We start from the raw sequence: 26,518 nt of genomic DNA on the forward strand, positions 1-26,518 counted from the left end.
AGTGACACTATTGAAAACAAAGCAAATTGGGATGCCTGTCCTAATAGGGGTGCCCAACTTAATGGCTTAATTTAATAGCCAAGCTTAATATCCACGCTCTCTAAGAGCTTGTTTTCAGTTCTGTATAAATGAATATTATCAGCCACAATTTTGGCAGCCGTTTTTTTATTTGTCGGCGCTGAGATGTGCGGTAGCACAGTAATTTTGGGGTGAGACCAAACCTCAGACTCAACTGGCAATGGCTCCTGCTCGAACACATCTAATACAGCATGCTCAATTTGCCCTGAGTCCAAACAGGCTAGCAAGTCATCTGTATTAACCACGGCGCCACGAGAGAAATTTATTAACTTAGCGCCTTTAGGAAGCCAAACTAACGTCTCTTTGTTCAACATATGATGAGTATTAGGCGTCAACGGAAGCAGGTTAATTAGAATATCAGTTTGTTCCAACATCGCCTTTAAACCATCCTGTCCATGATAGTGACTAATCCCATCAAGCACTTTAGGAGAGCGAGTCCAGCAGCTCAGGGAATAATTGAGCTGTTGCAACAAATTCAAGGAAGCCAACCCTAGCTTTCCAGCGCCTAACATTGAGATGCGTAAATCTTTTGAATCCTTATGCTGCAACTTACGCCATTGCTTTTGCCCTTGTTGCTGAGCATAACAGGGCATATTGCGTTGCAAATACAGTGTCCACGCCAATACAGACTCAGCCATGCTTTGAGCCAACGTCGGGTCGATGAGCCTGACGAGTTGAAAACTTGTCTTATCTAAACCTGTCTTATTTAAACTTCTCTTATCTAAACCTGTCTTATTTAAACTTCTCTTATCTAAACTTGTCTTATTTAAACTTCTCTTATTTAAACAAGCCTTGTTAAAAACATCACTTTTCAGTGCTTGCACCAAGCCTTCAACTCCAGCCCATAAGCTTTGCACCCAAACAAGATTGGGATAACGCAATAAGTCTTCTGGGTTAGGATTAGAGACAATAGCAATATCAACCAAGGCCTCTTCTCCCTCAGGAATTTGGACAGGGAGCAATACAGTCTGGTTTTTCAGCTGACTATTGAGATGCTCAACCCATAAAAGCTGTGCCTCGTCGGTTAAACGGCTAAGAAAAACAATATGCTTCATGCGTTAAATACCTCCTTCATGTCGGCAAAGCTTTTAAATTCAATAGGATTGCCAAAAGGATCGAAAAAGAAAAAAGTATATTGCTCGCCAGGTTGCCCTTCGAAACGATGAGTAGGAGGCAGCACAAAGTCTATCTTAGCGGCGGTTAGTCGATCGGCGAGTGTTCGCCATAACACCAAGGGCAATACCAAACCAAAGTGCGGCATAGGGACAGCAATGTTATCCACCTTACCTGTGTTCTTAGTGTGTAATGCCTCTCCCAAATGGAGAGAAAGTTGATGCCCGAAAAAATTAAAGTCGACCCAAGTTTCTGTACTTCTCCCCTCTTCTGCACCTAGCAGTTCACCGTAAAAAGCACGGGCTTGGTTTAAGTCAGTCACATTGATGGCTAAATGGAAAATGTTCGATTGCATATCACCTGTCTCTCTGTTTGTTCTCATGACAGAGAGATTAGCAATCATCATTCAAAACAAATACTATATATTTATATGAATGACCATAAGGAATTATTTTGGATATTCGATTTTTATCAAGCTTGCTAGAAGTGGTTAACACAGGTTCTATCGCCGCCGCAGCAAGAAATCAGATGCTTACTTCTGCGGCTGTGAGTCAGAGAATTAAAGCGTTAGAGCAAAGTTTAGGTTGCCCCTTGCTTAACCGTTCTGGGCATTCAGCCAAACCAACAGAAGCCTGCTTAAGACTATTACCTAGATTGAAGCATCTGGTAGCAGAAACCCAAGCACTGCAAAATGATTTAGACCAAACAGGTTTAACTGGCGATTTAAAAGTCGGCGCTGTTTCCACTGCTTTAACAGGCATTATGCCTAGTGTGATTAAACAACTCACTGCTCACCTACCAGATCTCAACCTGCAAATTTCACCTGGAACCTCGGCCAATTTATATCAGCAACTGCTCGATAAAAGCCTTGATGTCATCATTATCGTCAAGCCGCCTTTTGTTTGCCCCAAGTACTTACAGACAAGCACCCTATACACAGAGCAGCTGGGCTTTATTAGCAGTGATACAAACACCTTGAGTATAAAAGAGTCCTTGCTGAACCTGCCTTATATTCAATACGACAGATCCGCTTGGGGCGGCGCGATCGCAGACTCTTACTTGCTAGATTGCGATATAGCAGCCAACACCTTATGTGAGTTGGATGCCCTTGAGAGTATCGTTCTGATGGTAAAACGTAATATGGGGGTTTCATTAGTGCCCATTTGGCAAGGGCTAGAGGAAGTCGCTAACAACATTAAGATCCAACCCATTTCAGGCAAAGAATACCAACGACATATTCAGCTGATTACCCATCGACAAGTGGGCAAAGAGCGATTAATTGAGGCCTTTTCAGATACGGTTATGAAAGCTAGCAAAGAATTGATTAAAGATTAAAAAGGGTCAAAGAATAATTAGAGATTTACGCTTAACTAAAAGAAAGAGCATTACTAGATTCCTCATCCTTGAGTGAATCTAATAAAGCTAGATAGTGATTAGAAGAAGGTTAAATTGGAATGCCTGTCCTGTTAGCACCCCAGCCGACTTTTAAACAGCTAAACAAGGTGGAATTTAAAACACGCAGAATACTGTTAATTATTTATGGATACAAGAGATGACTAAGTGGCAAATGAGCAGACACTCTCTCAATAAAAAAGGTTTTAAGAATTTCTTCGCAAGCGATATTTTTACCTGGACAGCTCTAAATCGGAGCTGCCCAGAATTCTGGGGGTTATTCTATATCAGGAGTTGGAAATATTTCCTTTGTTTTCTTATAGTCTTTACCAATCCAAAAGTTGTCTCCTAAATCAGGATGGGCTGCTAGCACTCTAAAATGACCAGAGAAATCCCTAGTAATACAAATAGCACTTTTGAGTTTCCAATCATCGCCGCTAGAATTAATAATGGATATTTTCTTTATATCCTCAAAGATAATGTTTTCGCTGTTGTTATTAATGGAAGCGGACAAATCAAATATATTGGAACGTCTATCTTTTCGTTTAACAATATCAATATTCTGGGATATAGGAAATTTCTTGTTTTTAAGCTCTATCGTCACACTTACATCATTCGAGTCGGTATGAGAATATTCGTCTTTGTCTGTACTGGTGATTAACCAGAAGCCGTTTAAATCGGTAGAGCCGCTAGTGATTGCTCCATTAGTGATGGTGCTTGAAATGGTGACGGTCTCGACAGAGTCTTTTCCTTCGATACTAAGGTATTTGGTCTGGTCTGTATCGGCGGCAAGAACGTGGAAGTCTTTACCTTCATCTTCACCAATCATAAATAGAATGTCTGGCGCCCATGCATCTTCACCTTTGCAGGTTAAGGTGACGTCTAAATAACGGGAATCAAGCTTTGAGCCAAGACTCTGTATAGCTTCTGAAAAATCATAAACATCTGTACCATTGACCTCTCTACTGTTATAAGCACCGGCTAACATATGATTTTGATCAAGTATAAATTCGTGTGATGCCGCATCTTTTTGCCCATAGTTTTTGCAAGTTATATACACATTTTTAGACGGAGTGTTGGTATCAGGATCCGAGTAACCATCGCCTTCTTTTCTTGTGTGGGCAATAAAATACATAGAACGCAAGTAGCCACCAGTGATCTTGTTTTGGTAGTAACTTTTGAGTTGTGCTTGCCGTTTGTCATTTTTCGCTAGTGTCCATATCGGCACGAGTGCATCATCTAAATTATTGAACCAAGTTAATGTAGGACTGCTAGCAATAGACTTAAGCCATAATTGGAATTCATCACTGCTAGGGCTTTGGCTAGAAATAATGTCAAGGTCGCCACCTTCGGCATAAAATGAATAACTGGAGTTACTTGCAAGTTTTTTTATGGTTTTTTGAATTTCTGTGTTGTTTTCGGTTTCTAGTGCTTTATAAGCTGCTTTAACTTCCAAATTAAACTCAGTTTGTTTTGTATACTGACTTTGCTCACTTGCAGCATCGACCGATAATCTTCCACCAACCTCAAAACTTTTAATGAAATAGATTCCATATTTCGCAAATACATCTACAGGAGAGATATCATTGTCATTAATAAAGTCACGAGCTTTGGCAGAAAGGTAATCTTTAAAGTCACCGTTAAAAGACAGAGTGCCCAATGAGCGGTTTCTTGTTTCAGTTATAAAGTAATTATTATTGTTGTTACTTTCTACTGATTTAAATGTAGAACTGATAGAGCCTTTGAAAATAACTCCGGAATATTGAGTGGAAAATAAGTTTGATATGCTTTTTAGGTAAGAAACCTCACTGCTCCCTTCAATCGTGGTGGTACCGCTGCTGCTGGTACCGGAGTTCCAGTTAAATACATGTGGTAATTGATAGCTTTTATTCCCGATAGTTACTTTGGTAGTGGGCTCTTGAGAAAAGTCGAATAACGCTTCCTTTGCTAATAGAACGCTAGAGCTTGACGCCATTTTTCCATTTTCAATGTCATACGCACGACCGATAAAGTCGGAAAAGTTATTGTTGAGTTTCATGATCATCCTTAAATTTTGAACTATTAAATTTTAGCAGTTAGCTTAGTACCCACTATGTTGGCCGATATGTGAAATTGATCATGCAGATATTGCTAAATCAAGCACATAAACGCTCGTTCCCTTATTAGAGGAAACAATACATCATAGGTATAATTGGAATTAACTCGTCAGACTGAGCCAATTGCAGAAATAAGCGTAGTTTTGAATTTTCCTATTAACAAGTTTGGTTTTGCGGAAATAGCATTTTAAATAAGACACATTTTAAAACATTTTAAATAAGACAGGCATTTTAAAAGAGGTCATATATAGCATCAGAGAAAAACAAATTCATAAGATATTTCTGACACTTTATAGATAGTAAATGAGAAGTCTGCCTTAATTTAGCGACCCATTTTAGGCAGTTAATAGGGTAATTTCACATTTAGGGCGGCAAGATATCTCGAGTTAACGATATTTAGAATTGTGACTAGATGACGAAGCTAAGATCTAAGAAAGTAGCCGTTTACAAGCACTTAAACCTGACCGCCTTTGCAACTCAGTATGCTCACAATAATCAGCTAATAACCTTTCTGAACCCACTGCGCTTTTAAAATACTTTTCAAAACCTGTACTGACTTCAAGCCATTGCTCTGAGGTAAGGTGAATACGTTGCAAAATAGGCGCTAAAGAGACATCAAGACTCCCTCTTTTATCTTCTCGAATGATACGACCCGTAAGGTCAATGAGTTCAAGATAATCCTCAAGCTTAAAAGGCAAGCCTTCGTGCTGGTCTTCTCTTTCATAGCCGATAAAAGAAAAGAGTGTTTTAGGCTGAGTTTGATTGGCTTTGGCAACTTCGATACGAGTTTTGATACTAGTATGTTTTGAGGATTCAGGTGTCTTTTCCATCTTAGCGCGAACTGGATTCAAATCAACGTAGGCCATACAGGCAACAAGCGCCGCCTCATCTAACAGAGCCTGTGACTTAAAACGTCCTTCCCAGAAATGTCCGGTACATTTACCCTCATTGTTAGCCATACGTGCAATAGGTTCATTAAGCTCTTTCATGAACCAGCTAATGTCCATTAAACGCTTGCGGTACTTCTCACAGCTCTCGTACACCGAAGCAAGCTCGTACTCTGCCAATGTTTTGTTTTCTAAATACTTTTCAGTGAATTGAGTACCTTTATGTAGGCTATGCCAGCGCTCAAGCACTTCTCTGATAGACCAGTTATTCGCTTTATCTGCATCAACATGAAGTACCAAATGGGTATGATTGTTCATGACAGCATAGGCACAGATATCAATAGCAAAAACATTAGCTAAGGCCAGCATTTTATCTTCAATCCAGCCTCGCCTGTGCTCATAGCTTTTCCCAGTGGACTCATCTTCTCCACAGAGAAAAGCACGCCTGACGCATCGGGATACACAATGATAATAGGGAGTGTCTTGAAGACTAATTAGAGATTTACGTGGTTTTGGCATTTTAGATTCCTCATCCTTGAGTGAATCTAATAAAGCTAGATAGTGATTAGAAGAAGGTCAAATTGGAATGCCTGTCCTATTAATATTACCAAATTGGAATGCCTGTCCTATTAGTAGTTCATAGGGAGTGTCTTGAAGACTAATTAGAGATTTACGTGGTTTAGGCATTTTAGATTCCTCATCCTTGAGTGAATCTAATAAAGCTAGATAGTGATTAGAAGAAGGTCAAATTGGAATGCCTGTCCATGTAAAATTGTTTCAGATACGGTTATGAAAGCTAGTAAAGAGTTGATGAAGGGTTAAAAATATCAAACACTTGCAACTAAAGTGCAGCGTTTTTAGCTAGCTTCAAATACAATCATGCTTGCTCTGGCAGAGCACTATTGAAGTAAATTAACTGAATGGATTAATGGTATCCGCTGGGATGGCGGAAAAGCATTTTACGAATACAAGGATGTATATGATATTAAATAAACTTAAGTCGAATCCGGCTTTTACTCGGCACCTTGCTGCTACCACACTAACCTCCTTCGCTGATTTCTTTATGTTAATTATGATGCCTTGGATGGCGCTAAGTGTTGATGGCGGTGGGAAGAGTGCTGTTGCGATTGTCTTGGCTATCGAAAGCTTCCCCCGTGGCATTGCCATCTTATATGGCGGTCGCCTTACAGATAAGTTAGGGGCAAAGCATCTGCTTATTGGGGCTCGTATGGCCTTGGTGGTTTTGTTTTCATGCTTTGCCCTTTTGCTTGCAAATGACTGGGTGAATATCTATCTGCTGTGTGTGTTTGCGCTGGGTTTTAGCTTATTCAGTGCAGCCATTGCCCCTGCCACAGAATGCATTGTTCCTTCCATTGTTGAAAAGGACAGCTTGAGTTCGGCCAACAGTATGATCATGAGTACGATCCAATTTTGCCAGATCATTGCGCCCGTTGCAGCTGCTGCTTCTATGGCTTTTTTGGAGACAAGCAAACAGGGAGACAATGTTACCTACCTCTATCCGATGCTTGCTGCAGCCTTAATGCAAGGGCTGGCGATTGGCTTGATTCGAACTTTGCCAATTTCTAATCAAAACTCAACACCAACAAGCAGCGTGCTAGAGAGCGTAAAAACCGTGTGGGCAAATGTTGAAGTACGCAATATCACCCTATTGTTATTCTTTGTCTGCTTATTCGCTGTCGGCCCTTCTAGTGTGGCCTATCCACTTATTGTGGTTGAGCGCTTTGCTGCCGACGTTGAGCATTACGGGCAGATGTTTTCAGTACAAGCCATGGGCGCTATTTTGGGTTACCTATTAATCGCTCGGCTAAAGTTCAAATGGCAAATCGTTAATAAAGTCTGTTTATTTCAATTGATCATAGCCGCATCACTTTTTGCACTCGCGCTCTTTTACCAGAAGTACTTAATTCTCATTGCCGTTGCTCTAATTGGTTTTGCCGATGCCTGTATTCGAGTGACTGTCATCACCCATTTGCAAACCACCACAAAGAGCCACATCTTGGGCATGACAATGTCCATGGTGATGTTATCGGTTGTGGGTGCAATACCGATTTCACGAGCTCTTTCTGCAATCGTCGTTGAATATTATTCGGTGGATAAACTGCTAATGGGCAGTGGTATTTTAACGGCAATAACCATAGTGAGTTTCTATTTTTCGAGTCAACGCAATGCCCTACCGCAAGCACAATAATCTAATGATGAGTTAGGTAGATTTGGAAGCATAGTTCTGATGGTAAAAGCTAGAAGCAAGGTGAAAGAACTAAAAGAAGACACTCAACTAAAACAGAAAGTTTTAGCTGGGTGTCTTCTTTACTCTTAAAGAGAGTCTCCTGTTCCCCCCCCCCCAAAAAAAGACAAATTGTTATGCCTGTCCTGTTAGTATTAGAGATTTACGTGGTTTAGGCATTTTAGATTCCTCATCCTTGAGTGAATCTAATAAAGCTAGATAGTGATTAGAAGAAGGTCAAATTGGAATGCCTGTCCTATTTGAGTCTTTCTCTTAAATTGGAATGCCTGTCCTATTAAATTGGTAAAGAATTGATTAAAGATTAAAAAGGGTCAAAGACACCCAATTGAAACAAGCAGTTTTTGCTTTGGGTGTCTTGTTAGTACGCAGGCATTTTAAAAATGGAGAAAAGCACGTCTGACGCATCGAGATACACAATGATAATAGGAAGTGTCTTGAAAACTAATTAGAGATTTACGCTTAACTGAAAGCGCATTATTAGATTCCTCGTCCTTGAGTGAATATAATAAAGCTAGATAGTGATTAGAAGAAGGTCAAATTGGAATGCCTGTCCTGTTAGTAGTCCTGTTAGTAATTTTTTCAACCGTTTTAAATATTGTAATCATCAAAGAATCGACTTATTGATAATGCTGGAACACGAGGGTCTTTCTCTAAAAAATTATTTAAAGCTTCTCTATTAACCATTAATAGCCTTCGAATATTCGGAATATCTTCAGAAAGCTCAAGGAAATCCAAGAATCGAGCAACTCCAAATACAGCCAACCTATCTGTAACCCCTGAGTTAATTAGCCTTAAATGAATCTGACGATTGACACCATATTGCATATACTGAGGCCAATTCACGACATGATCAGGTACTTCATCTTCGTAAAGTTCAATTGCGAAACGTGTAAGCTGAGATAATATCTGCTGTAACTCAAAGCCTATAGTTGTACAAATATATCTAACAACATCATCTACATCCTGCTCAAGATCTTCAGCCATTTCTACATAAAAACTACCGGATACCCAACCATTTAAAACGTCTATTATAAGATCAGCACTATTCTCATATCCAATATGCTCCAGCACTGGCTTAATTATATGATTAAACCAATTAGGCTCCTGAGGAGCGCTTAGAGATCGCCATATATCTTGGTCAAGTATCTGACTTTCGTTAACATAATTAAGAAAGTTAAGCGAAGAACCTGTATTCCTCATTATGGCTCTCTTAGTAGAGTCTGTCTCATTATATATTCGCTCTGTCCTTAAAGAAAAAACCATTTTTAATAGGTCAGTTAGACCCTCTTCATCGCAAAACTTTGATGCTAAAGTTTCAGATAGCATCTGATCTAAAAATGTATCTAACTCTTCTTCAGGGGTATCTTCTGGTAAAGACTGTAAAAGTGACATATCAATAGATTCAAAGATATAAGAAATATCTTTTGCAACATCGGAATCAAAGAACTCCTGATTCAAGGTTAAATTCATCTCCTCAAGATAGTTTTTAAGATCTTTAATGAGCGAGAACAAAAAGCCATGAGCAGACTCCAGTTGAACATCATTTATAACTTCTAAGGCATAGTCTCTTTCTGATTCATTAGCAAAAATAACCCTGCCGCGAGTTTCCTTTCCTGCTCTTCCTGCTCTTCCAATAATGTTTTTTATATTCCTCTTTTCAATAAAGCCCTTGATTCTTCCATTGAATCGTTTGACCGTATGTAAAACTATCGTTCTGATTGGAAGATTAACACCTTCCGCTAAAGTGGAAGTGCATATTAATATATTTATTTTTTGTTCATTAATTGCTTGCTCCATTTCTCGACGTAATTCTTGAGGGAGGTCCCCGTGATGGCACCCAATTTTTCTCTGAACCAATCTCGTCAATAAATGCCTTTCGCCTAAAAGTGTTGAAATATAATTAACAAGGTCTACGGGGTGATTTTCCTTTTGATACTGCTGCGTAATGAACGCATTTCTCTCCAACATATCCAAACATTTATTCGCCAAACCTCTAACACCAGATTGACCTTTCTCTGTAGTAAATAGAATTACAGAGCCTGATGTAGAAGCCTTGAAAGCTGAAGCACAAGCCAAAGTCAGCAGTGAGTTCCAGCCTGGCAAGAGATTACTATTTCCCGTACCTTGATTAATAAACTTCAATTCGTCTTTTTGAATGAAATCGCTTAAAAAATAACTGTACGGTTGATCCAAATGAGGATTAAAGTCTAAAAACCAATTATAATTAACAGATCTAAGAAAAGAATAATCTGTTACTACAGGCTTGTAATCTGAGTTAATTAAACTACCTTCATCTCCACCTAACCAGTCATTAATATCTGAAACATTTGGTAAAATAGCAGATATAAAAACAATCTTATCTACAGGACTCTCTCGTCTTTTAAATTTGGTCAACAACAATTCATATTGCAGGCCTCGATTACCATCATCAATTAGATGTCCCTCATCGCAAATCAAAACATCAAACCTATCAATGAAATCGGGGATAACTTGACAGAGCGCCTCAAATTTTTCGGGCGTAGAAATAACAACATCAGCATTTTCTACAGTCGTAGACTCTGATCGAGTGGGTATATTACCTCCATAACTAGCTGAAACCTCTATGCCAACGTTACTCAGCCTAGAATACATTCCAGCCTTTATCTCTGCTGCAAGCGCCCTAAAAGGCACAAGAAATAAAACTTTATTACCTCTTACTTTAACTTCATTAAAGATGATAATTTCACATAGTGAAGTCTTTCCTGCAGAGGTAGGCATTTGCATGCTATAAGCTGGTTTCCCACCAGTAAGAATTCCAGATTCAACTGCTTTTACCTGTGAGGGTAATAACTCCCAAATAGGATGACCTCCATTAGACGATAGTAAGTCATTCCATACAGACATATCATCACAGTTAGAATATTTCTCCAGAAGACCCCAAACATTGACAGTTATAAATCTAGCAATACATTCATAAGCAAATTTCGAGCTAACATAAAGTAATGGATCATGTTTAAGCCCAATAGCAACCTGTTCAGATAATTTATCAAGAATAAGATGAAACCTTTGATGCTCCCCTTTATTTACAGCGTCAAAAATCTCAACAGATAACTCATTTTCCTCATCTAAAATACGAGATAAAAATGAATATAAGAGTTTCTCCTGTTCTATTTCAAATATATCTGAATCTATATCTTTTGTAATTAGAAATGACGTTGGTGGTTGGTCTGCAAGATAATAAAGTGCCGCAGAATAAAGAAGGTTTCGATTCTTCTCTACTCCACTTATGTATTTTGATGCTGCACTCTTTGAAAAAACCAGTAATGTCTTAGCACATGATAGAAGATTAGATTTCATATCTTCAGACTCTTCCCTCAATGTACTAAATATATGAGAAAAAGTAGCTATATAAAGATCATCAACTCTATCTTTAACAGTATAATCAGTCCAGCTCTGTTGAGGTATATTGAACTCAGCTGCGGCCTCCCAAGATTCAAACTCAGCTATCATTTTTATCAGTAGTTGACTCATAGATTTGCCTCTTCACATGCACGCCGAAATACCGATTCGTAACGCTCTTTCAGATCATCAATACCTATAACAATGATCTCAAAACTGTGAGTTTTTTCAGGCAAATTAATATCTTTTGTTATCTCGTCATTTAGAAACGCCCTATCAACAATAGCAACAGCTCGATATATCTTCGAATAACGTATATTTAATTCATCCGCAAACCGAGAGGCTAAAGTTAAATCATCTTGATTCCCTTCATCAATGGCTTTCTCTTTAAGCCATACAAGTGTTTTGGCAAGCCTACCAGTTCTATCCGACTCATATCCTGAGATAGCACTTGAAATAGGATCAAATGCACTAGCAGTTGCTTTCTGTTTAGACTCAGCACATATAACAAAATCATCTTCTGAAGGATTATTCAAATCTCCAATATTAAATAAAACAACATCTGAGTGTGGCGCGGCTTTTTTTCTATCCTGCTTATATCTCCACTTCTTAATTAGTTTCAAATCATCTTTATACTGTCTATCTAAAAAATAAAGAGTAAATATTTCCCCGAAATCGCCTGACATTACACTTCCCTTGTCAGGAATTTTGTTAGCGATCAACTCACTATAAGCTAGGCCTGTTTGATTAGCCCTCTCTTCTAGCTTTTCTTGAGATATATAACAACTAGCCAGCTTACCTACAAGATAATCCTCTAGCAGTTTTGCAGAATTATCAGCTAAAATATGACAGGCAACATCTAAGCTACCTTCAGGACGCTCATTCAACTCTTTTATAAAATCCATTATTATTTCTTCTTAAAATTCTCAGTCTACTCAAATATCTCTGTGTTACTCTTTAAACCAACGAAGTGATACCTTATATTTGAAATTACAAAATACCTACCCTCTGACCATTTTGGTCGAAATCGGGCTTACAACCACCATAGAAAATTTAAATAATGCGCACGCTCGATTTGTCGGTTTATATTCCGAATATAAAGCGTCACATTTGATTAATTTCATTAATGAAAAGTAGCTTATCAACTGAAATCATTCCTAGCTATATGTGCTTAAGCGTTATTATCATCACGATGTGTTCTAGACGGCCCGCATATTTTTATTTCTGATTTATTAATAATTGACGCTTTAAATAGACAGCTACAATACAATTTTTAATTTTGAAAGACTGTATTTATAATACTATTTATCATTTCACTTTTAACTTAATAAACTAACTCTTTCTCTAAATCAGTTTCACTAGAACTCTCTAACATAGAAACAGATTCTCTATATTCAGCAGCCTCTGCTTTCATCGTCCAGTGAATATCTTCAACGCCTTCATTAATCACTTTTTGTTTAATTTCACTAAGAGGTAATCTAAAGAATTCTTTTCTTGGGTTTATCTTATTAACTGACTTCTCATGAAAGGCTTTATGTAAGGATTTCTCTAAATTTATAAAGACACCCAAAATAAAAGTTCAAAATTTATAATAAGTGTGCATATTATTCATTACTCACGTTTATATCATATTGACTATTAACTCAACCTTCAACAACCCACCTTTCGTCAGCAACTTAGCACTGAACTTTGGATTCCAAGTTATATGGACAGCCATGATAAAAATTGAGCCCCACCCTTTTAAAAACATTTACCAATCAAAACATCAAGTTAGATAAAAACGCTTCAATTAGTCAATAAACAACTGATTTTACTCGCTTTTACCATCTCCACAATCACCTTTACTCAATCAAGAGGTTGACCCTTACAAACTGAACTTAAATCACTTTAATCAATAAAAATAAACTTTCAAATTTTTTAAAACCTCTCCTTCAAAAACACAAAACACTAATATAGAAAACATTAAATTAGACAATTCTTTAATATAAAAATATCTAATGCGAGACTCACATTTAAATCAAAACCCTAAAAAACAGCTCAGAATATGAGCCCTTTATTTGAAATTTAGTATTGCCAAAGAACTTAATTGGCTAAATAAGCACAAGCTAACATTCATTAAACTCAGCCTGATAAATCAAAGGGATTTTGGCAGGCAGATTTAAAAGATAAAATGAGAGTTAAATCGCTAGATTAAAATTAAAAACCAGCAATAAAACGTTACATTATTATGACTGGCTGAAGGCTATTTTGGACTTAAGGCTATTTTTGGGCTTAAGGCTATTTTTTCGAAAAAAATTTTTGAAGGTCTGTTTATTCAAAGGCAAGTTTATTCAAAGGCACGTTTATTCAAAGGTCTGGTTTTTTAACTGATCAGAAATGCAATAGTGTTAGTGGCTTTGGGGTAGTCTCACATTTCCAGCAAACGCTACAACAGGCTTCTCACACGCTTAACACGGGCAATAAAAAAGCCTCACTAAATGAGGCTCATTATTACAGATGGATATCGCACCTTGTTGTCGGTTTTTCTGCTTGAAAACGAATACCTTAAAACACGGTATTCGCTTTAGGATTAAAACCGTAAGGGTTGGCATCGTCACTGTCTAGAAGGCAGAAGATAAGGATGGCGATCGCGCCTATCACTGGGATGAGTCCGATCAGTAACCACCAGGCTGAGTGGTTAGTATCATGTAAACGCCTTACTAGAATGCTTAAGCTTGGGATAAACATGGCAAGGGAAAATAAAATTGAGATACCGAATATGCCTAACGCTGCTTCGATCACCATTAAGGAGACACTGAATAAGGTGCAAATGAGGGTGAACATCCAATATTCTTTGCGTCTAGCGCGGCCTGAAAAGTCAGCATACTTTTTTAAAGCGAGGGTAAAATATTCCATTTTTAATCATTCCTTTATTTAAACCGCTCCGCTTCTTTATAAAGAGAAGATGAGCTTAGTTTGCAATTACATCCGTGTTTTCATTAACCAAGCCAAATTGCTTAGCGACTTAAGGACAATATAAAGGAGTTTTTAGCATTATGGTAGAGCAAGTTTGCTCCTACTTTTAGGGGAGATAAAGGATAATTACTGTCAGAGAAATGACATAAAAAGCATGCCAAGGTCGAGAAGAAGATCCGATTTAAGATCGATAAAAAAGCACAAACACAGAACTAGCATGTCTTAAAAGCGACTTTCGCTTGCTTTAACCAGCTTAAGTTATGCCTTCTTAAACTATGCCATCTTAAGTTATGCCATCTAGCAGAGTATTCCACCCTTAGGGTTATAGCCGTATTCATTGTCATGGTGACTATCCTGCACTAAAAAATAAAGCAAGATTAGCTGCCCAATAATAGGGATGAAAAGAAGCAACAACCACCAAGCAGAATGGCTTGTATCATGCAGGCGCCTTACTAAAACACTTAAGCTTGGCACAAACATGACAAGGGTATAAAGCGCCGTAAATCCCCCCTGCACCGAGATTGCATCTAACGCGATGACAATAATATAAAAGATGAAGTAGAACAGGTTGAAGTACCAGTATTCGCTGCGTCTGGCACGGCCTGAAAATTCAGCATAATTTGTTAAAGCATTAATAAAATATTCCATATGGTCACCCTTATTTCGATACCGTTTTGAAATAAATTCGCCATTGATACTTTTATTTTAGCAGCTGATTTTTAACAGGATGTTTTATGTGGTTATTTTTATCACCTAGGTGTTACACAATGTCCTTTTTTGTAATGGGCTTTTTAAGAAGAGCTAGCCAAAAGTGTTTTAAGAAAAGCGGCCTCTGACAGCCTGCTCATCAGTTAGGGAGCCTTTTGCTGTAAACGCCCTGCTTTAATCAAGTTTAAATCTAGGGCTAAAGGATTCTCGCTCCAACCATGCAGTTTATCGTGGGCTTGGATATAAAGGGTTTCACCCGTATCAATATACTCAAAAGGGATTTGAATCGCGTTTAACGAGCGGGTAAATGGCTGTTCATTCACATGGGGGTGATACAAGATTCTATCCCCTAACACCTTGCCATTCTTATCCACTAAACGCCATTGGTCAGCATAATGATCCCAACCTGTATCCTCATGTTTTAAGGTGACATTCAAGGACCAGGTATTATTCCCTTGGTGTTTAAGGTCTGCGGCTAAGATGCTCACCTCATTCGCTAAAAGAGAAGGTGAAAAGCTCAGGCTTATCAGACTCATGACACTCATGACAGTTAAGGCGACGGATGTCACTCGCCCCTTATTTAACAAGGATTTAAGATAGCTTATCAAGGGCTTCTGCCCGTTTATAAAACACACTAATGTCATCTTTGCTCCTTGCTTGAATAAGGTGAATGCTAATATCACGCCTTAGCTTATTGAGGAAAGTCTTCAAACTTTGTTGCTTGGCTTAAGTTGGCTTGCCAGCTTGCTTTACTGCGACAAAAAAGATGGCCTGTCGGTTCAATCTCTACCTCAGTATCAAGGGAGCCTGCTGGTACGACTAACAAAGCGCCATCAAATTGTATATTAGGCACAGCGGAGCCACAGTCCTGACAAAAGCTTCGCACATGGCGAGTACCATCTAAGGTAAAGGTTTTTACCTTGTCTTCCCCTTTTAGCCAGTTTAGTTGCGCGGTTCCACTAAAAAGGTTTGATGCGTGGGCACTGCCGGTATCCTTTTTACAATGTTGGCAATGGCATAAAAAGAAATTTTCAAACTCACCGCTTACCTGATAGGTCACCTGTTGGCACAGGCAGCTGCCACTGTGATTTTGCGCTTGCATGGGGGGCTCCTTTATTTAATTTATCCCTAAGTCATTTTTCTATATCACTTTTATTGGTTATTTTAGCCTTAATATCGGTTAATAAAAAGCCAGAATAAAGCGGCTCTTTTTACCTTTGTTTTATTACCTTGCTTTTTTTACCCTGCTTTATCTTCCTCATTTCAAGATTTCAAAGTGCCTGCGTTGAAAACAGGCTAAACCAGAAATTTATTTTCTTCCGTGATTATCACGATTTTTCAGCCTCGCAATTTCATACCCTGCTTATACCCGATTCAGCGGCTTGTTTTAAATCGGGAGGCTAGACGCACAGAACTCACTCAGCGGGCGACACAATGGGCAGACAAGCGCAATTGCATCGCTTCTATCAAGGATAAAACGAGGAAGACACATTATGACGACCTATACCCTAAGTTTTTGCGGCACCGGCTGCTCACGAGATGAAGGCGAGGTAACGCGTAAATGGGAGCGCCGAGATTGGCAATTTTGGATGAATGACGAAAGGCTAAAAAGTGATAAGGCCATCTACTCCCCAAAGACAGGTTATATTCCTGTTCGCCTCCATAAAGAGATTTGCGGTGACCTTAAATCCGTTAAACCCAGCGCCACCATTCGAGGTGTGGGTGAAAATGATTGGTTTAATCAAGGCCATACCAGTGATGAATTGCTGATTGATGGGCCCTTAAACGCCTCGAAAGATTTGATTGGTTATGTCAAAAGCTATCGTAAGGATAATCAGCGTTCAGTCCCCGCTCAAATGACAGGGTGGGCAGCGGCGGCTTTGGCATTACATGGTGCTAATTTGGCCGCTGGCAGTGGTGCTAAAACCCTCAATTTTGTGGGCCATAGTCGTGGTGCTGTAGAAAGCATTATGGCGGCCTGGTTTATCTATGCCTATGGCACAGAAGAAATGAAACAAGTCCCAATCAATATTTTTGCCATAGACCCAGTACCCGGCCCCGGTGAATGGTATGGCATTTTAACTCAGTTGCCCCCCAATGTTGCCAGCTATGTGGGCATCTATTCTTGGGATCATTTAGATAAAGGCTTCTCTGCCCTCGTCCCCAGACCGAATGGCCAGATGACAGGCCAGTTAGCCCCAGGAAAGCTGGGTGGCAGTGGCGTATTAGGCACAAGTTGGAAGACCTTAGCCGATAAATGCCAATTAGAAGACCCTTTATCACCTAGCGTGCGCGCTCAACCCAAAAATTACACGTTATATGCTTGTCGAGGCAAACACAGCACAGTGGCTGGCAGCATCACATCAGATGGCCAATATGATCCAACCAAAGCCAGTGCTCAGGTCGCCCCTGTTCCCGAGCTCATCTACAAGGTCGCCCGTGGCTATTTAACTAAATGGGGCACTGAGTTTATGAGCAAATGCGCGGTGAATGAGAGTGTCACCGAGCTCAGGCGTCAGATTCATTTAGACCATGGCAAGTTTGATGCTATGGGCTGTGGTGAAACTCGCACCAGTCGCTTACCCGCCAGACCTTACGTGAGACAAGTGTCTTCCATTAGCGGACGTAACACTTGGAATACCTATTACCTAGATGATGTGGCCGGTGACCCACCTTACAAATTAGCCTTCCCCGTTACCTTTGAACGCAGCGGAAAAGGTTGGGTTAACTGGGTTTATTTATAGCCACGCCCTTTTAATCGTCACATCCTTTTATATGTTAGGAGAACACATTATGAGCAAGATTAATGAAGTAAAAACGGCTGTAAAAGATTATTTTAGCCACCTTGCGGGTGAGAACTATGTCAGAGTTTTAGATACCCCCAATGTTTGGGGCCTCAATTTTGATGAAGGCATCATGCCAAGGGCCAGAGAACGCCAGCAAGAATTTGAGCGAGCCATTGTCGAGATTATTCAAAAAACCAAATATCGCTGTGATCTATCCTCGTTAAATAGCCCAGATCCAGATTGGACACGGGCGATTCTTGGGGCAATCGATACGGCGTTGAGTGCCAGTAAAAAGGGAGATGACCCTATTCAGTTTCGCTTTTTGTTTGGCCAAACGCCTCTTTATCCTATGACACCGCCCCCAAACTATACGGAATTTCAGGCGGCGCTTATTCGCTTATTTCGTATTCGTTCAAGCTTTTGGGCGGTAAAACCTGAGATCTGGATTGGTCGTTTTTATCGTCTTGAAAAAGGCATACGTTCTAGCATGTTTGCCAAGATCACCTCCCCCAAATTTACCGATGAGACCAAGATGACTTGGAACCACTCTAAAATCATTGCCGTTGATGGTTGTGAGGCCTTAGTGGGCGGACATAACCTGAATATGGATTTGTTTAGAAGCTACCCGCCTGTGCATGATGTTTCTGTTGTGATTCATGGGGAAGCGGCACAAGGTGCTCAAGACTATTTAAATAAGATGTGGCAATGCAAAACGGATCTACTGAGTAAGGAGACGCTGGATAATGATGCGTTAACGTGGAAAAGTGCGGATGATGATAGTGCCAGTGTGCGAAAGCCACTCGATCCATTAGCATCAGGTAAAGGCCAAGACCATATGACGCTGAGCCAAAAAGCCATTGTGAATTTACACAAACAAGGCTTGGTCCCTTTACCCGATCAAAAGCCTGCCCCTATCGAGTTAAAAGCGTCGGCAAAATTGAGCCTGTCAGAATCGATAAAAGCCATTGATCTAGACACCCTTGAAGAATTAAAGCAGGACGTTTTTCAAGAGAGAATTATCTACCGAGATTATGACAAGTTTAGCCAATATAAACTGGCTTCTAATGTCCTTAGTGTCGGTAAGTACTGGACTGGCCCTAAGCGCGACACGGACTATCAAGAAGCCTCAGAGCACATGAAAAAGACCCTCATTATGGGAGCGAAGAAATGCATTCGTTTATCGCAAATGGATTTAATCAGTGCTTGGAAAAAGAACTGGTCCGATCATGTGGTCTGTCATTGGATCATGGATGCCTTGATCCAAAACCCTCATCTCAATGTGCAAATTGTGGTGTCTCCACTGGATGCTGGTGCTGGCGCTGAGGGGGATCAATATTCCTTTGGTTCAGGGGCATGTCGTACTTTTGAGCTGATCCAGCACTATATGTTCACCACACCTGAGGGAACGCCTATCAATGATAGTCAGGGCACGCGACGCAATGCCATGGCACGCTTACACATTGCGCCTTTGTTTTTTACCGATAAAGTACCAAAAGATAAAACCACTGAAGGCAAAACCTATAAATGGCCAAGCCTCAGCCCTGAGGGTTATACCGCAACCCTAAAGCAAGCTTCTTTACGCGAAAAGCCGGTCAAAAAAGGCGGCATTATTGGCAGCGCGGCTAAATCTGTGGCCAAGGCAAGTGGCTCTTTTTATGACAAGGTCGAATCGGCCCCGGGTAACCATGCCAAAATCATGATTATTGATGACGAGGCCTATATCGTCGGATCGGATAACCTTTACCCAGGCTTCTTATCTGAATTTAATTATCTGATTGAGGGTAAAGAAGCCGTAGAGGATTTGATCGAGAACTACTGGAACAAACTCTGGTTATATTCTGCGCCACATTGTACTAACCCTGTGTGCAAAAATAGCAGCAAGCCAAACCATTAATGACTCGCATCAGCAAGGGATAGGCGAAAGCAAATAACAAGGGAAAAAGGAAGCAAGCAATCAAGAAAGAGATAAAAAGGGGAGCTCAGGCTCCCCTTTTTTCCATTCATTAAAATTGTGAAGGGGTAATGCCATACCATTTTCGAAAGGCGCGATTAAAATGGCTTTGATCGTAAAAGCCAACATTGGCCGCCACTTGAGCCAGAGTTTGATCAGGTAAACGCAATAATAAACAGGCTCTCTCTAACCTTAATTGAATCAACCAGTTGTGAGGTGTGAGCCCCATGCTAGTTTCAAAACGCCTTAAAAATTGATAACGACTAAGGTCACATAAAGCGGCAAGGATTTTTAGGCTAATTTTATAGGCCAGGTTTGCTTCAACATAGTCTCTGACTCGTATCAGCTGGCCCACAGATAACCCTCCTTCCGCCACCTGAGGCGTCACTAGCGTTAATGATTGAAACAAAGGATCAAAGCATTTAAGCCAAGCTGATTCCACCGCCAGCGCCTTAAGCCCTTCTGGATTTTGAATGCCTTGATAAAGCTGCTTTAAACGATTCGCTAAGGCTTGGTTTTCTATCATGGCACCCGCAAAAAAAGGGGCGATATCATCACCAACTAAACCAAGCTCTTTACCACTTATTTCAGCAAGATATTCTGTTAATAATGATGAGGAAATACGAAAGGTACACATGCTGTATTCCTTGTCATCATAGCCTGAACCATCATGAATCTCCCCGGGAGGCATGATAGAAATTCGACCGGGGCCAAGTAACACACTCTTGCCTTGAAAACGCTGCTTCTGCACACCCTGAGTGACCATGCCAATGTGATAATCCAGATGGTAATGGGGTTTGAATTCAAATTCGGAAAAGACCCCATCACTTAACATCAAATCAGGAGTATCGGCTACACGGTGATATTGAATTTGATCTTTCACTGGCCCTCCCTATGTCATTAATTTGAAGCAAGATTAACACGGCTTTATTGATCCATAGAAGTAGCACTTAACTGTCTAGCGGATTGAATCAGAGCATCCACTTCTTCCAGGGCGGTTGCAAATGAGGTGACAAGTCGCACGACCCCTTTGCCCCATCTATCATGGTAAAAGCGAAAACCTTGCGCTAACAGACCTTGGATTATTGGCTCTGGTAACTGACAAAAAATAATATTCGCTTGGCTTGGCCCCAGTATTTTGACACCTTGAATATCACTTAAACCTTGAACTAATCGTGCTGCCATGGCATTGGCATGTTGGGCATTATTCAGCCATAAATCATCCTTTAAATACGCCTCCAGTTGGGCGGATAAGAGACGCATTTTAGAGGTTAGATGACCCGCACGCTTACGGCGAAATGCCAGCTCGTCACTTAAACTTGTATCAAATACTATGATGGCTTCTGCTGCCAGCACCCCATTTTTGGTAGCACCAAAAGAGAGGATATCCACCCCAGCCTGCCGGGTCATTTGAGCGGGTGTGCAATCCAAAGCCACCAGCGCATTGGCAAAGCGTGCCCCATCCATATGGTATTTAAGCCCATGATCGCGACAAATCGCCCCTATTTCCTCTATTTCTTCTAAAGAGTAAAGACTGCCACTCTCAGTTATTTGAGTCACACTGACACAGGCTGGCTGCACACTGTGAACATCTCCCACTTTATTTTGAGCTGCGCGACGTAAAGCTGCCGGCGATATCTTGCTATTCTCCCCCGCTACACTAACCAACTTAGCGCCAGCGCTATAAAACTCTGGTGCACCACATTCGTCATTATTAATATGACTATCTTGATGGCATAAAACCGCCCCCCAAGGAGGAGTGAGTGTGGCTAAACTTAAGCCATTTGCAGCCGACCCTGTTGCCACTAAAAATACCTTAAGGTCACACTCAAATATGTCGCGAAGTCGCGCTTCCATCCTTTGAGTAAATTCATCGGCACCATAAGGCTGTGCCGCCCCAACACTTGCCGCGATTAAGGCATCCATAACTTCTTTGGAAGCACCGGCGACATTATCACTACTAAAACCACCTTTTAGACCAGGTAAGTTTGCGACGTCTTGTGGGTAAGCTTGGGTCATACTGAGTTCCTTAGATGCACCATAAATAGGTTTAAAAAATGATGTGTTCAGTATGCCTATTTGCTTTTCAAATGGATTGTAAAATATTGCAGAATGTTTTTCGTAACACACAAAAGATAAGGAAACCTGCGGTGGGATTCAGAATTAGCTAGGCAAAGCCCTGTAAGCCAAAACACTAAGACCAAAACTGACAACAGCCAATCAATAGACATCAAGTAATTGCTAATTACTTGATGTCTAGCTCTCACTTTGATTAAAGCGCTTTGAGTTTGATATAGATTTCCATCTCCACAAAGCCATCCACTCTGGCATCATTAAGATAATGCTCTATTACGGGGAAGTGATCTGGCTCATAGCCACTTTGCGGCAACCAATGGGAGTAAAAGTGCAAATGGGCTTGTATCGCCTCGGCTCCCGGCCCTTTGTAATAATGCACCGCATACTGACCGGCTGGAATGCTGGCAATAAAATAAGGCGCATTGACTCTCGTACTTTGCGCCGCTTCCGGCATAATAATTGCGGCTTCATAACGGCATTTATTTAAAGGCGTTAACACCGGATTATCATAACAAAATGCAAACCTTTGCTGGTTAGACTCTTCTATCCCTCTTGTTTGTGCAAAGTCGATCAGTTGCCCCCAAGTTTGATAGATAGCAGATTCTTCATAACCACCAACACTCGCTAATTTTATTACTTTTTGTTCTGATAAGTTTTTTACTTTCACGTCCATTTTTTCACCCTTTTGTAACGATTTTATCTCTAGTTCAGCAGCGTCTTGCTGCTGTTCGCTGTCATTCTTGATGACTTGAGTAGGATATAAATCGCTGGGTAAAAACACTTTTCCATACTTGCTTTGTATTTTTCCTATCTTGCTGTTTTTTGTTTTATCGGATTGATTCGACAGCTTACTTGGATCTCTTAACTCAGAGGGACTAAAGCCAAAATAAAGCTTAACGGCTTTAGCAAAGTTGGCACTGGAGGAAAAACCACTTTCCAGAGCGATGTGAGTGATCGAATGCTCTGGGTAACACATCAGTTTATTAACCGCTCTTTCCATTCGTCTACGACCTATGTAGTCATTTAAGGTTTCATCCATCACCCCTTTAAAAATGCGATGAAAGTGAAATTCAGAAAAGTGACTGGCTTTAGCCACGTCACTTAAAGATAAATGCGTATTTAGGTTGGTCTCTATATATTCAAGGGCTTGCTGGATTCTAGCGAGATAAACTGAGTTCATAATTTACAACTGGGTGTCTTAATCGTAAAAAGATAACTATTAAAGTAGTTAATAGGAGTAGTTAATGAGAGTAGCTAATAGAATAGTGACAGGAAAATCAGCGGATAGATTATCAGATTGATACTAAAGCGACTTTTCCATTCTTGCGCTTTACACCAAGACGCTCATTAAACTGACCTTGGTGCAAACATAATAATGCCCATGCCAATAAGTGCCACACTCGCCCCTATCATATCCCAATGGGTTGGTTTAATGCCGTCCACCAGCCATAACCATAGAATGGCAACAAAAATATAAACACCACCATAAGCAGCATACACACGGCCGGACGCCTCTGGATGTAAGGATAATAACCAGGCAAACAAGGCTAAACAAAAGGCAGCGGGTATCAAGAGTAAAATACTTTTATCTTGTTTAAGCCACAAATAAGGTAAGTAGCAGCCTAGAATTTCGGCCAAGGCGGTGACTATAAAAAGACCCAGGGTTTTCAATTCAAACATTAATGCGTTACTCGTTTTCGGCTCTAACATGAATCTCCAGCTCTCCATTTCCTTGCATTGAAATATTGAAACTAATGGGACGACAGCAGACTTGGCAATCTTCTATGTATTCTTGATCGGTATCTTCGGGGTCAATAAGAACCTCGATCACCTCCCCACAATAGGGACAAGAGATGCTTTTTTCTTCGAGTTGATGCATGGTTAACCTGCTTAGCAAGATAAATGAATAAGAGGCACTTATTCTAACTCAAGGTCTTTTTAGCTGCTTGCGAATTATGTCGATTTCTTCTCGCACACAACAACCGTGCTCATGGTCATTAATAAACCCCATGGACTGTAAAAAGGCAAACATGGTGGTGGGGCCAACAAATTTCCAGCCTTTCTTTTTAAGCGCTTTAGAGAGAGCAATGGATTCTGTTGAAGTAGTTTGAGTTTGAGGCTCAGCAGGTATTTTAGCCTCATAACGCCAAAAGAAGGCTGCTAATGAGCCTTCTTCTTGTTGCATCTCAATGGCTTTTTGTGCGTTATTAATAACCGCTTCTATTTTTCGACGATTGCGAATGATGCCTTCATTTTGCAGTAATTTCTCTACATAAGCTTCTTGATAAAGGGCAACTTTATGAAAATCAAATTGATCAAAAGCGGCGCGAAAAGCCGCTCGTTTATTTAAGATGGTGCGCCAACTCAAGCCAGATTGAAAACTCTCTAGACACACCTTCTCAAACAATCTTTGATCATCAATAACAGGGAATCCCCATTCTTTGTCATGATAGGCAAGAAACTCAGGGGCAGTGCCAGCCCAAGCGCATCGTGCTTTACCATCAGGGCCAATAAATGGGTCTGTCATTCAATTTTCCTGTTGCTTTAAACCTGCTTTTCAATTTTGGGCAGGCATTAAAAAAGCTAGCCTATCATCTAACTGGTTTGGGGTAACTTCATAAATCTCAGCTTGTACAACTTTATGGATGACAAAAGGATCTTGATTCACTTTCTCGACTAAAGCGTCGTAACTCAGATTAAAAGCCATGATGAAGCCCCCTGCTTTTGGGTTATCATCAGAAGGTTTAATGCTCCCAACCATGAGAAATACACCTTCTTCAACGCCTTGTTTGATCCAGTCCTTATGACCTTGCATAAATTCAGCTGCCAACGCTTTATTTTCTGCAAAGGTTAAATAAACATTGAACATAATATTATCTCCTCATTTCCATTGATTCGTTCTAAAGTTCACTTGCATAGTAGCTCATAATTTCTGCCTCAGTCATTGAGGCAGTGTCTTGGGCAAAACAATAATAATCAGGCTTTTTATCGATATAGAATTGCATTGCCATAGCAAGACCTTCTAGGTTTTCGAAGATACCGACTGGCATATTGTAAGCTTCTGCTTTTTTGAAATAAAAATAAAGATGCGTACCGCATGATTGGCAAAACCCTCGCTTCGCCCACGCTGAAGAATCGTACTCTTTAATATGTTCTTGCCCTTCAAATTGGACCTTGGTACCGCACTGAACCGCAAGAAATGGCCCGCCTCCCCAACCTCGACAAGATTGACAGTGACAGGCACTCACATCGGGCTTTACCTCTTCGGCCGTAATTTTGACTTGTCCGCATAAACAGCTTGCGTTTGGCATGGGTGATTTCCTTATTAATAATTGTATGAGTATTAGCGAGCGCTCAATTTAAAGTGGAGAGAATTCCATTATCCAATTGGTTTCCCAGGTTGTGCCATCGTCGGTGGAGAATGCTTGTTCCCACCTTGGGCTTTTTGCAGAGGATATCCATTTAAACCGAACTTTAATGTTTTGTCCGTGCAGTACATCATTGGCATAAAACAAACCGATACCTTGTGTAAAACGCCCTGTAACTGGCGTCTCAAGGGCATCAGGAAAACGTGCATCTAACCACCAGATCGACCATGTTTGTGTCATTTCATTAAAAGAGCGTAGCGCTAAAGCACGATAACTTTCTTCTGGATAAGCTTCGGACAAGTTAAGTAAGTTATCTTCTAAATTACCAAAACCGCCCAGAGTTTTAATGGTTGAAGAAGTACCGTCAAATTCATACCACTCCTGACAATTTTCTAAACGCTTTTTAAGCCGCCTATGCTTTACCTGCCAATGACCTATCATAAAATCAAAGTCTTTCGGTGCTTTAAGACCTGCTTCTACCTCCAAACTTTGTTCTGAGCTCTCACTTTCAAAGGGGTTTAACGTTTGCGCTAACATACTGGCTCCTTCTCTGACTGTTGCTTATCTGATATTTGCTTCTCTGACTGTTGCTTTTTTGACTGCTGCTTTTTTGATAGTCGCTTCACTTGATTTGATATTGCGGGTGTTAGCCTCATCTTTGATGAGAGAGCTTCAAGCAGAAAGGGTTTTACCTTTTGAGTAAAAACATAAGGATTGTCTTGGTATGCCTCATGACCCGCCGTGGCAATTGAAGCAGTTTGAGACCCTTTGATAAGAGAATTGAGGCGACTCATTTCCATCTCAGAAAATAAGTGGTCTTCTTCTCCTCTTACCAATAAACAAGGGGCTTTTATCTGCTTAACCGCTTTATCTGGGTAATAGCTGGTTTTGCCTGATGTCCATAAGTTAACGGCTTGCTCCACTAGGTGATCAAAATCTGGTTCTGGATTGATCCTGTCATAATAAGCAGTCGGTACGGGAAATTTAGCGCGCCATTTTGGCCCTGTCATATTGGCTAAAAAAGGAAAGCTGAAATCGTTTTTGTGAATCTGTTGATGAGCTGCAATGGCAACAAGTGCTTTCACTTGGCTGGCTTTTTCTGAGGTTTTATGGGAAGCGATACGATAAGCGGTAATCCCACCATCACTAAAGCCTATGATGGCAAAGTGTGAGAGATTGAGGTGATCAAGCAGTGCTTCGACATCTTCTTGATAGGTTTTATAGCTCAGCGCTTTAGTGCCAAGACTGGATTTTCCATGGCCTCTAAAGTCTAACCCTATCAATTTAAAGTCATCGACCAAAGCGCTTAAAATGGCATTAAAGTCGGTTAAATTGCCCATGCCACCATGAAGTAAGATAAGTGGAAAGCCTGCTGGGTTTCCTATCACCTCATAATAAAGTTTGGCATCTTCCCTTGTTAAGTAGTTGCCAGAATTATGGGTAAATAGTGCCATTGCTATCTGC

25 protein-coding genes are annotated in these 26,518 nt (G+C 40.4%); 4 read left to right on the top strand and 21 right to left on the bottom strand.

Features of this window, described 5'->3' with window-relative positions:
* Positions 1 to 71: 71 nt before the first annotated feature.
* Both MED121_RS21400 and MED121_RS21405 read right to left on the bottom strand, forming a co-directional pair.
* The gene (locus MED121_RS21400; protein ID WP_009836000.1) at positions 72 to 1,133 is read right to left on the bottom strand and encodes a glyoxylate/hydroxypyruvate reductase A; all 1,062 of its coding nucleotides are present in this window, start codon (positions 1,131 to 1,133) and stop codon (positions 72 to 74) included.
* Positions 1,130 to 1,546 (bottom strand): VOC family protein, encoded by a 417-nt coding sequence (locus MED121_RS21405; RefSeq protein ID WP_036181585.1) that lies wholly within the window; start codon positions 1,544 to 1,546, stop codon positions 1,130 to 1,132. The genes MED121_RS21400 and MED121_RS21405 overlap by 4 nt, the downstream gene beginning before the upstream one ends.
* 98 nt (positions 1,547 to 1,644) lie before the next feature.
* On the opposite strand from MED121_RS21405, the gene MED121_RS21410 reads away from it, so the two are divergent.
* Positions 1,645 to 2,526: a LysR family transcriptional regulator gene (locus MED121_RS21410; protein ID WP_009835998.1), complete on the top strand. Its 882-nt coding sequence runs from the start codon at positions 1,645 to 1,647 to the stop codon at positions 2,524 to 2,526.
* A 334-nt stretch (positions 2,527 to 2,860) separates the two neighbouring features.
* Here MED121_RS21410 and MED121_RS21415 read toward each other — a convergent pair whose 3' ends face one another.
* Together MED121_RS21415 and MED121_RS21420 are read right to left on the bottom strand one after the other, a co-directional pair.
* Entirely contained in the window at positions 2,861 to 4,621 is a 1,761-nt protein-coding gene (locus MED121_RS21415) for an MAC/perforin domain-containing protein (protein WP_036181495.1), read from the bottom strand.
* A 486-nt stretch (positions 4,622 to 5,107) separates the two neighbouring features.
* Positions 5,108 to 6,085, bottom strand: coding sequence for a transposase (locus MED121_RS21420; RefSeq protein ID WP_009835996.1), 978 nt, complete (start codon positions 6,083 to 6,085; stop codon positions 5,108 to 5,110).
* 460 nt (positions 6,086 to 6,545) lie between these two features.
* Here MED121_RS21420 and MED121_RS21425 point away from each other — a divergent pair, with 460 nt between their 5' ends.
* Complete coding sequence (locus MED121_RS21425) at positions 6,546 to 7,775, top strand: MFS transporter (RefSeq protein ID WP_036181498.1); 1,230 nt, start codon at positions 6,546 to 6,548, stop codon at positions 7,773 to 7,775.
* Between the two features lie 645 nt (positions 7,776 to 8,420).
* On the opposite strand, the gene MED121_RS21430 is transcribed toward MED121_RS21425, so the two are convergent.
* From MED121_RS21430 to MED121_RS21460, 7 genes are all read right to left on the bottom strand, one after another.
* Positions 8,421 to 11,342 carry a DEAD/DEAH box helicase gene (locus tag MED121_RS21430; RefSeq protein ID WP_009835994.1) on the bottom strand — a complete coding sequence of 974 codons (2,922 nt, stop codon included), beginning with the start codon at positions 11,340 to 11,342 and terminating at the stop codon, positions 8,421 to 8,423.
* Positions 11,339 to 12,115, bottom strand: coding sequence for a DUF1837 domain-containing protein (locus MED121_RS21435; protein ID WP_009835993.1), 777 nt, complete (start codon positions 12,113 to 12,115; stop codon positions 11,339 to 11,341). Before MED121_RS21435 ends, MED121_RS21430 begins: the two co-directional genes overlap by 4 nt.
* Before the next feature lie 419 nt (positions 12,116 to 12,534).
* Complete coding sequence (locus MED121_RS21440; protein WP_009835992.1) at positions 12,535 to 12,780, bottom strand: GIY-YIG nuclease family protein; 246 nt, start codon at positions 12,778 to 12,780, stop codon at positions 12,535 to 12,537.
* 974 nt (positions 12,781 to 13,754) lie between these two features.
* Positions 13,755 to 14,105: a DUF805 domain-containing protein gene (locus tag MED121_RS21445; protein WP_009835990.1), complete on the bottom strand. Its 351-nt coding sequence runs from the start codon at positions 14,103 to 14,105 to the stop codon at positions 13,755 to 13,757.
* A 357-nt stretch (positions 14,106 to 14,462) separates the two neighbouring features.
* The gene (locus MED121_RS21450; RefSeq protein WP_009835989.1) at positions 14,463 to 14,813 is read right to left on the bottom strand and encodes a DUF805 domain-containing protein; all 351 of its coding nucleotides are present in this window, start codon (positions 14,811 to 14,813) and stop codon (positions 14,463 to 14,465) included.
* A 203-nt stretch (positions 14,814 to 15,016) separates the two neighbouring features.
* Complete coding sequence (locus MED121_RS21455; RefSeq protein ID WP_207382854.1) at positions 15,017 to 15,517, bottom strand: hypothetical protein; 501 nt, start codon at positions 15,515 to 15,517, stop codon at positions 15,017 to 15,019.
* Between the two features lie 47 nt (positions 15,518 to 15,564).
* Positions 15,565 to 15,975, bottom strand: a complete 411-nt coding sequence (locus MED121_RS21460; protein WP_009835987.1) for a GFA family protein — start codon at positions 15,973 to 15,975, stop codon at positions 15,565 to 15,567.
* Between the two features lie 391 nt (positions 15,976 to 16,366).
* Between MED121_RS21460 and MED121_RS21465 the strand changes: the two genes are divergently transcribed.
* Both MED121_RS21465 and MED121_RS21470 read left to right on the top strand, forming a co-directional pair.
* Entirely contained in the window at positions 16,367 to 17,617 is a 1,251-nt protein-coding gene (locus tag MED121_RS21465; protein ID WP_009835986.1) for a hypothetical protein, read from the top strand.
* 49 nt (positions 17,618 to 17,666) lie between these two features.
* Positions 17,667 to 19,553: a phospholipase gene (locus tag MED121_RS21470; RefSeq protein WP_050764638.1), complete on the top strand. Its 1,887-nt coding sequence runs from the start codon at positions 17,667 to 17,669 to the stop codon at positions 19,551 to 19,553.
* Between the two features lie 109 nt (positions 19,554 to 19,662).
* Here the strand turns inward: MED121_RS21470 and MED121_RS21475 are convergent, their stop codons facing one another.
* From MED121_RS21475 to MED121_RS21515, 10 genes are all read right to left on the bottom strand, one after another.
* A complete protein-coding gene (locus MED121_RS21475; RefSeq protein WP_009835984.1) occupies positions 19,663 to 20,493 on the bottom strand; it encodes an AraC family transcriptional regulator in 831 nt (276 codons plus the stop codon).
* A 44-nt stretch (positions 20,494 to 20,537) separates the two neighbouring features.
* Positions 20,538 to 21,629 carry a low specificity L-threonine aldolase gene (locus MED121_RS21480; RefSeq protein WP_009835983.1) on the bottom strand — a complete coding sequence of 364 codons (1,092 nt, stop codon included), beginning with the start codon at positions 21,627 to 21,629 and terminating at the stop codon, positions 20,538 to 20,540.
* Positions 21,630 to 21,882: 253 nt separating this feature from the next.
* Complete coding sequence (locus tag MED121_RS21485; RefSeq protein ID WP_009835982.1) at positions 21,883 to 22,866, bottom strand: GyrI-like domain-containing protein; 984 nt, start codon at positions 22,864 to 22,866, stop codon at positions 21,883 to 21,885.
* A 167-nt stretch (positions 22,867 to 23,033) separates the two neighbouring features.
* Complete coding sequence (locus tag MED121_RS21490) at positions 23,034 to 23,366, bottom strand: YnfA family protein (RefSeq protein ID WP_009835981.1); 333 nt, start codon at positions 23,364 to 23,366, stop codon at positions 23,034 to 23,036.
* Between the two features lie 7 nt (positions 23,367 to 23,373).
* Entirely contained in the window at positions 23,374 to 23,565 is a 192-nt protein-coding gene (locus MED121_RS24155; RefSeq protein ID WP_009835980.1) for a CPXCG motif-containing cysteine-rich protein, read from the bottom strand.
* Between the two features lie 48 nt (positions 23,566 to 23,613).
* The gene (locus MED121_RS21495) at positions 23,614 to 24,213 is read right to left on the bottom strand and encodes a DNA-3-methyladenine glycosylase I (RefSeq protein ID WP_009835979.1); all 600 of its coding nucleotides are present in this window, start codon (positions 24,211 to 24,213) and stop codon (positions 23,614 to 23,616) included.
* A 30-nt stretch (positions 24,214 to 24,243) separates the two neighbouring features.
* Positions 24,244 to 24,555 (bottom strand): YciI family protein, encoded by a 312-nt coding sequence (locus tag MED121_RS21500; RefSeq protein WP_009835978.1) that lies wholly within the window; start codon positions 24,553 to 24,555, stop codon positions 24,244 to 24,246.
* 31 nt (positions 24,556 to 24,586) lie between these two features.
* Positions 24,587 to 24,997, bottom strand: a complete 411-nt coding sequence (locus tag MED121_RS21505) for a GFA family protein (RefSeq protein WP_009835977.1) — start codon at positions 24,995 to 24,997, stop codon at positions 24,587 to 24,589.
* Positions 24,998 to 25,045: 48 nt separating this feature from the next.
* The gene (locus MED121_RS21510; RefSeq protein WP_009835976.1) at positions 25,046 to 25,591 is read right to left on the bottom strand and encodes a hypothetical protein; all 546 of its coding nucleotides are present in this window, start codon (positions 25,589 to 25,591) and stop codon (positions 25,046 to 25,048) included.
* The gene (locus MED121_RS21515; protein WP_009835975.1) at positions 25,585 to 26,508 is read right to left on the bottom strand and encodes an alpha/beta hydrolase; all 924 of its coding nucleotides are present in this window, start codon (positions 26,506 to 26,508) and stop codon (positions 25,585 to 25,587) included. The genes MED121_RS21510 and MED121_RS21515 overlap by 7 nt, the downstream gene beginning before the upstream one ends.
* Positions 26,509 to 26,518 lie beyond the last annotated feature (10 nt).

The sequence above is a fragment of the Marinomonas sp. MED121 genome (assembly GCF_000153025.1).
Taxonomy (GTDB): domain Bacteria; phylum Pseudomonadota; class Gammaproteobacteria; order Pseudomonadales; family Marinomonadaceae; genus Marinomonas.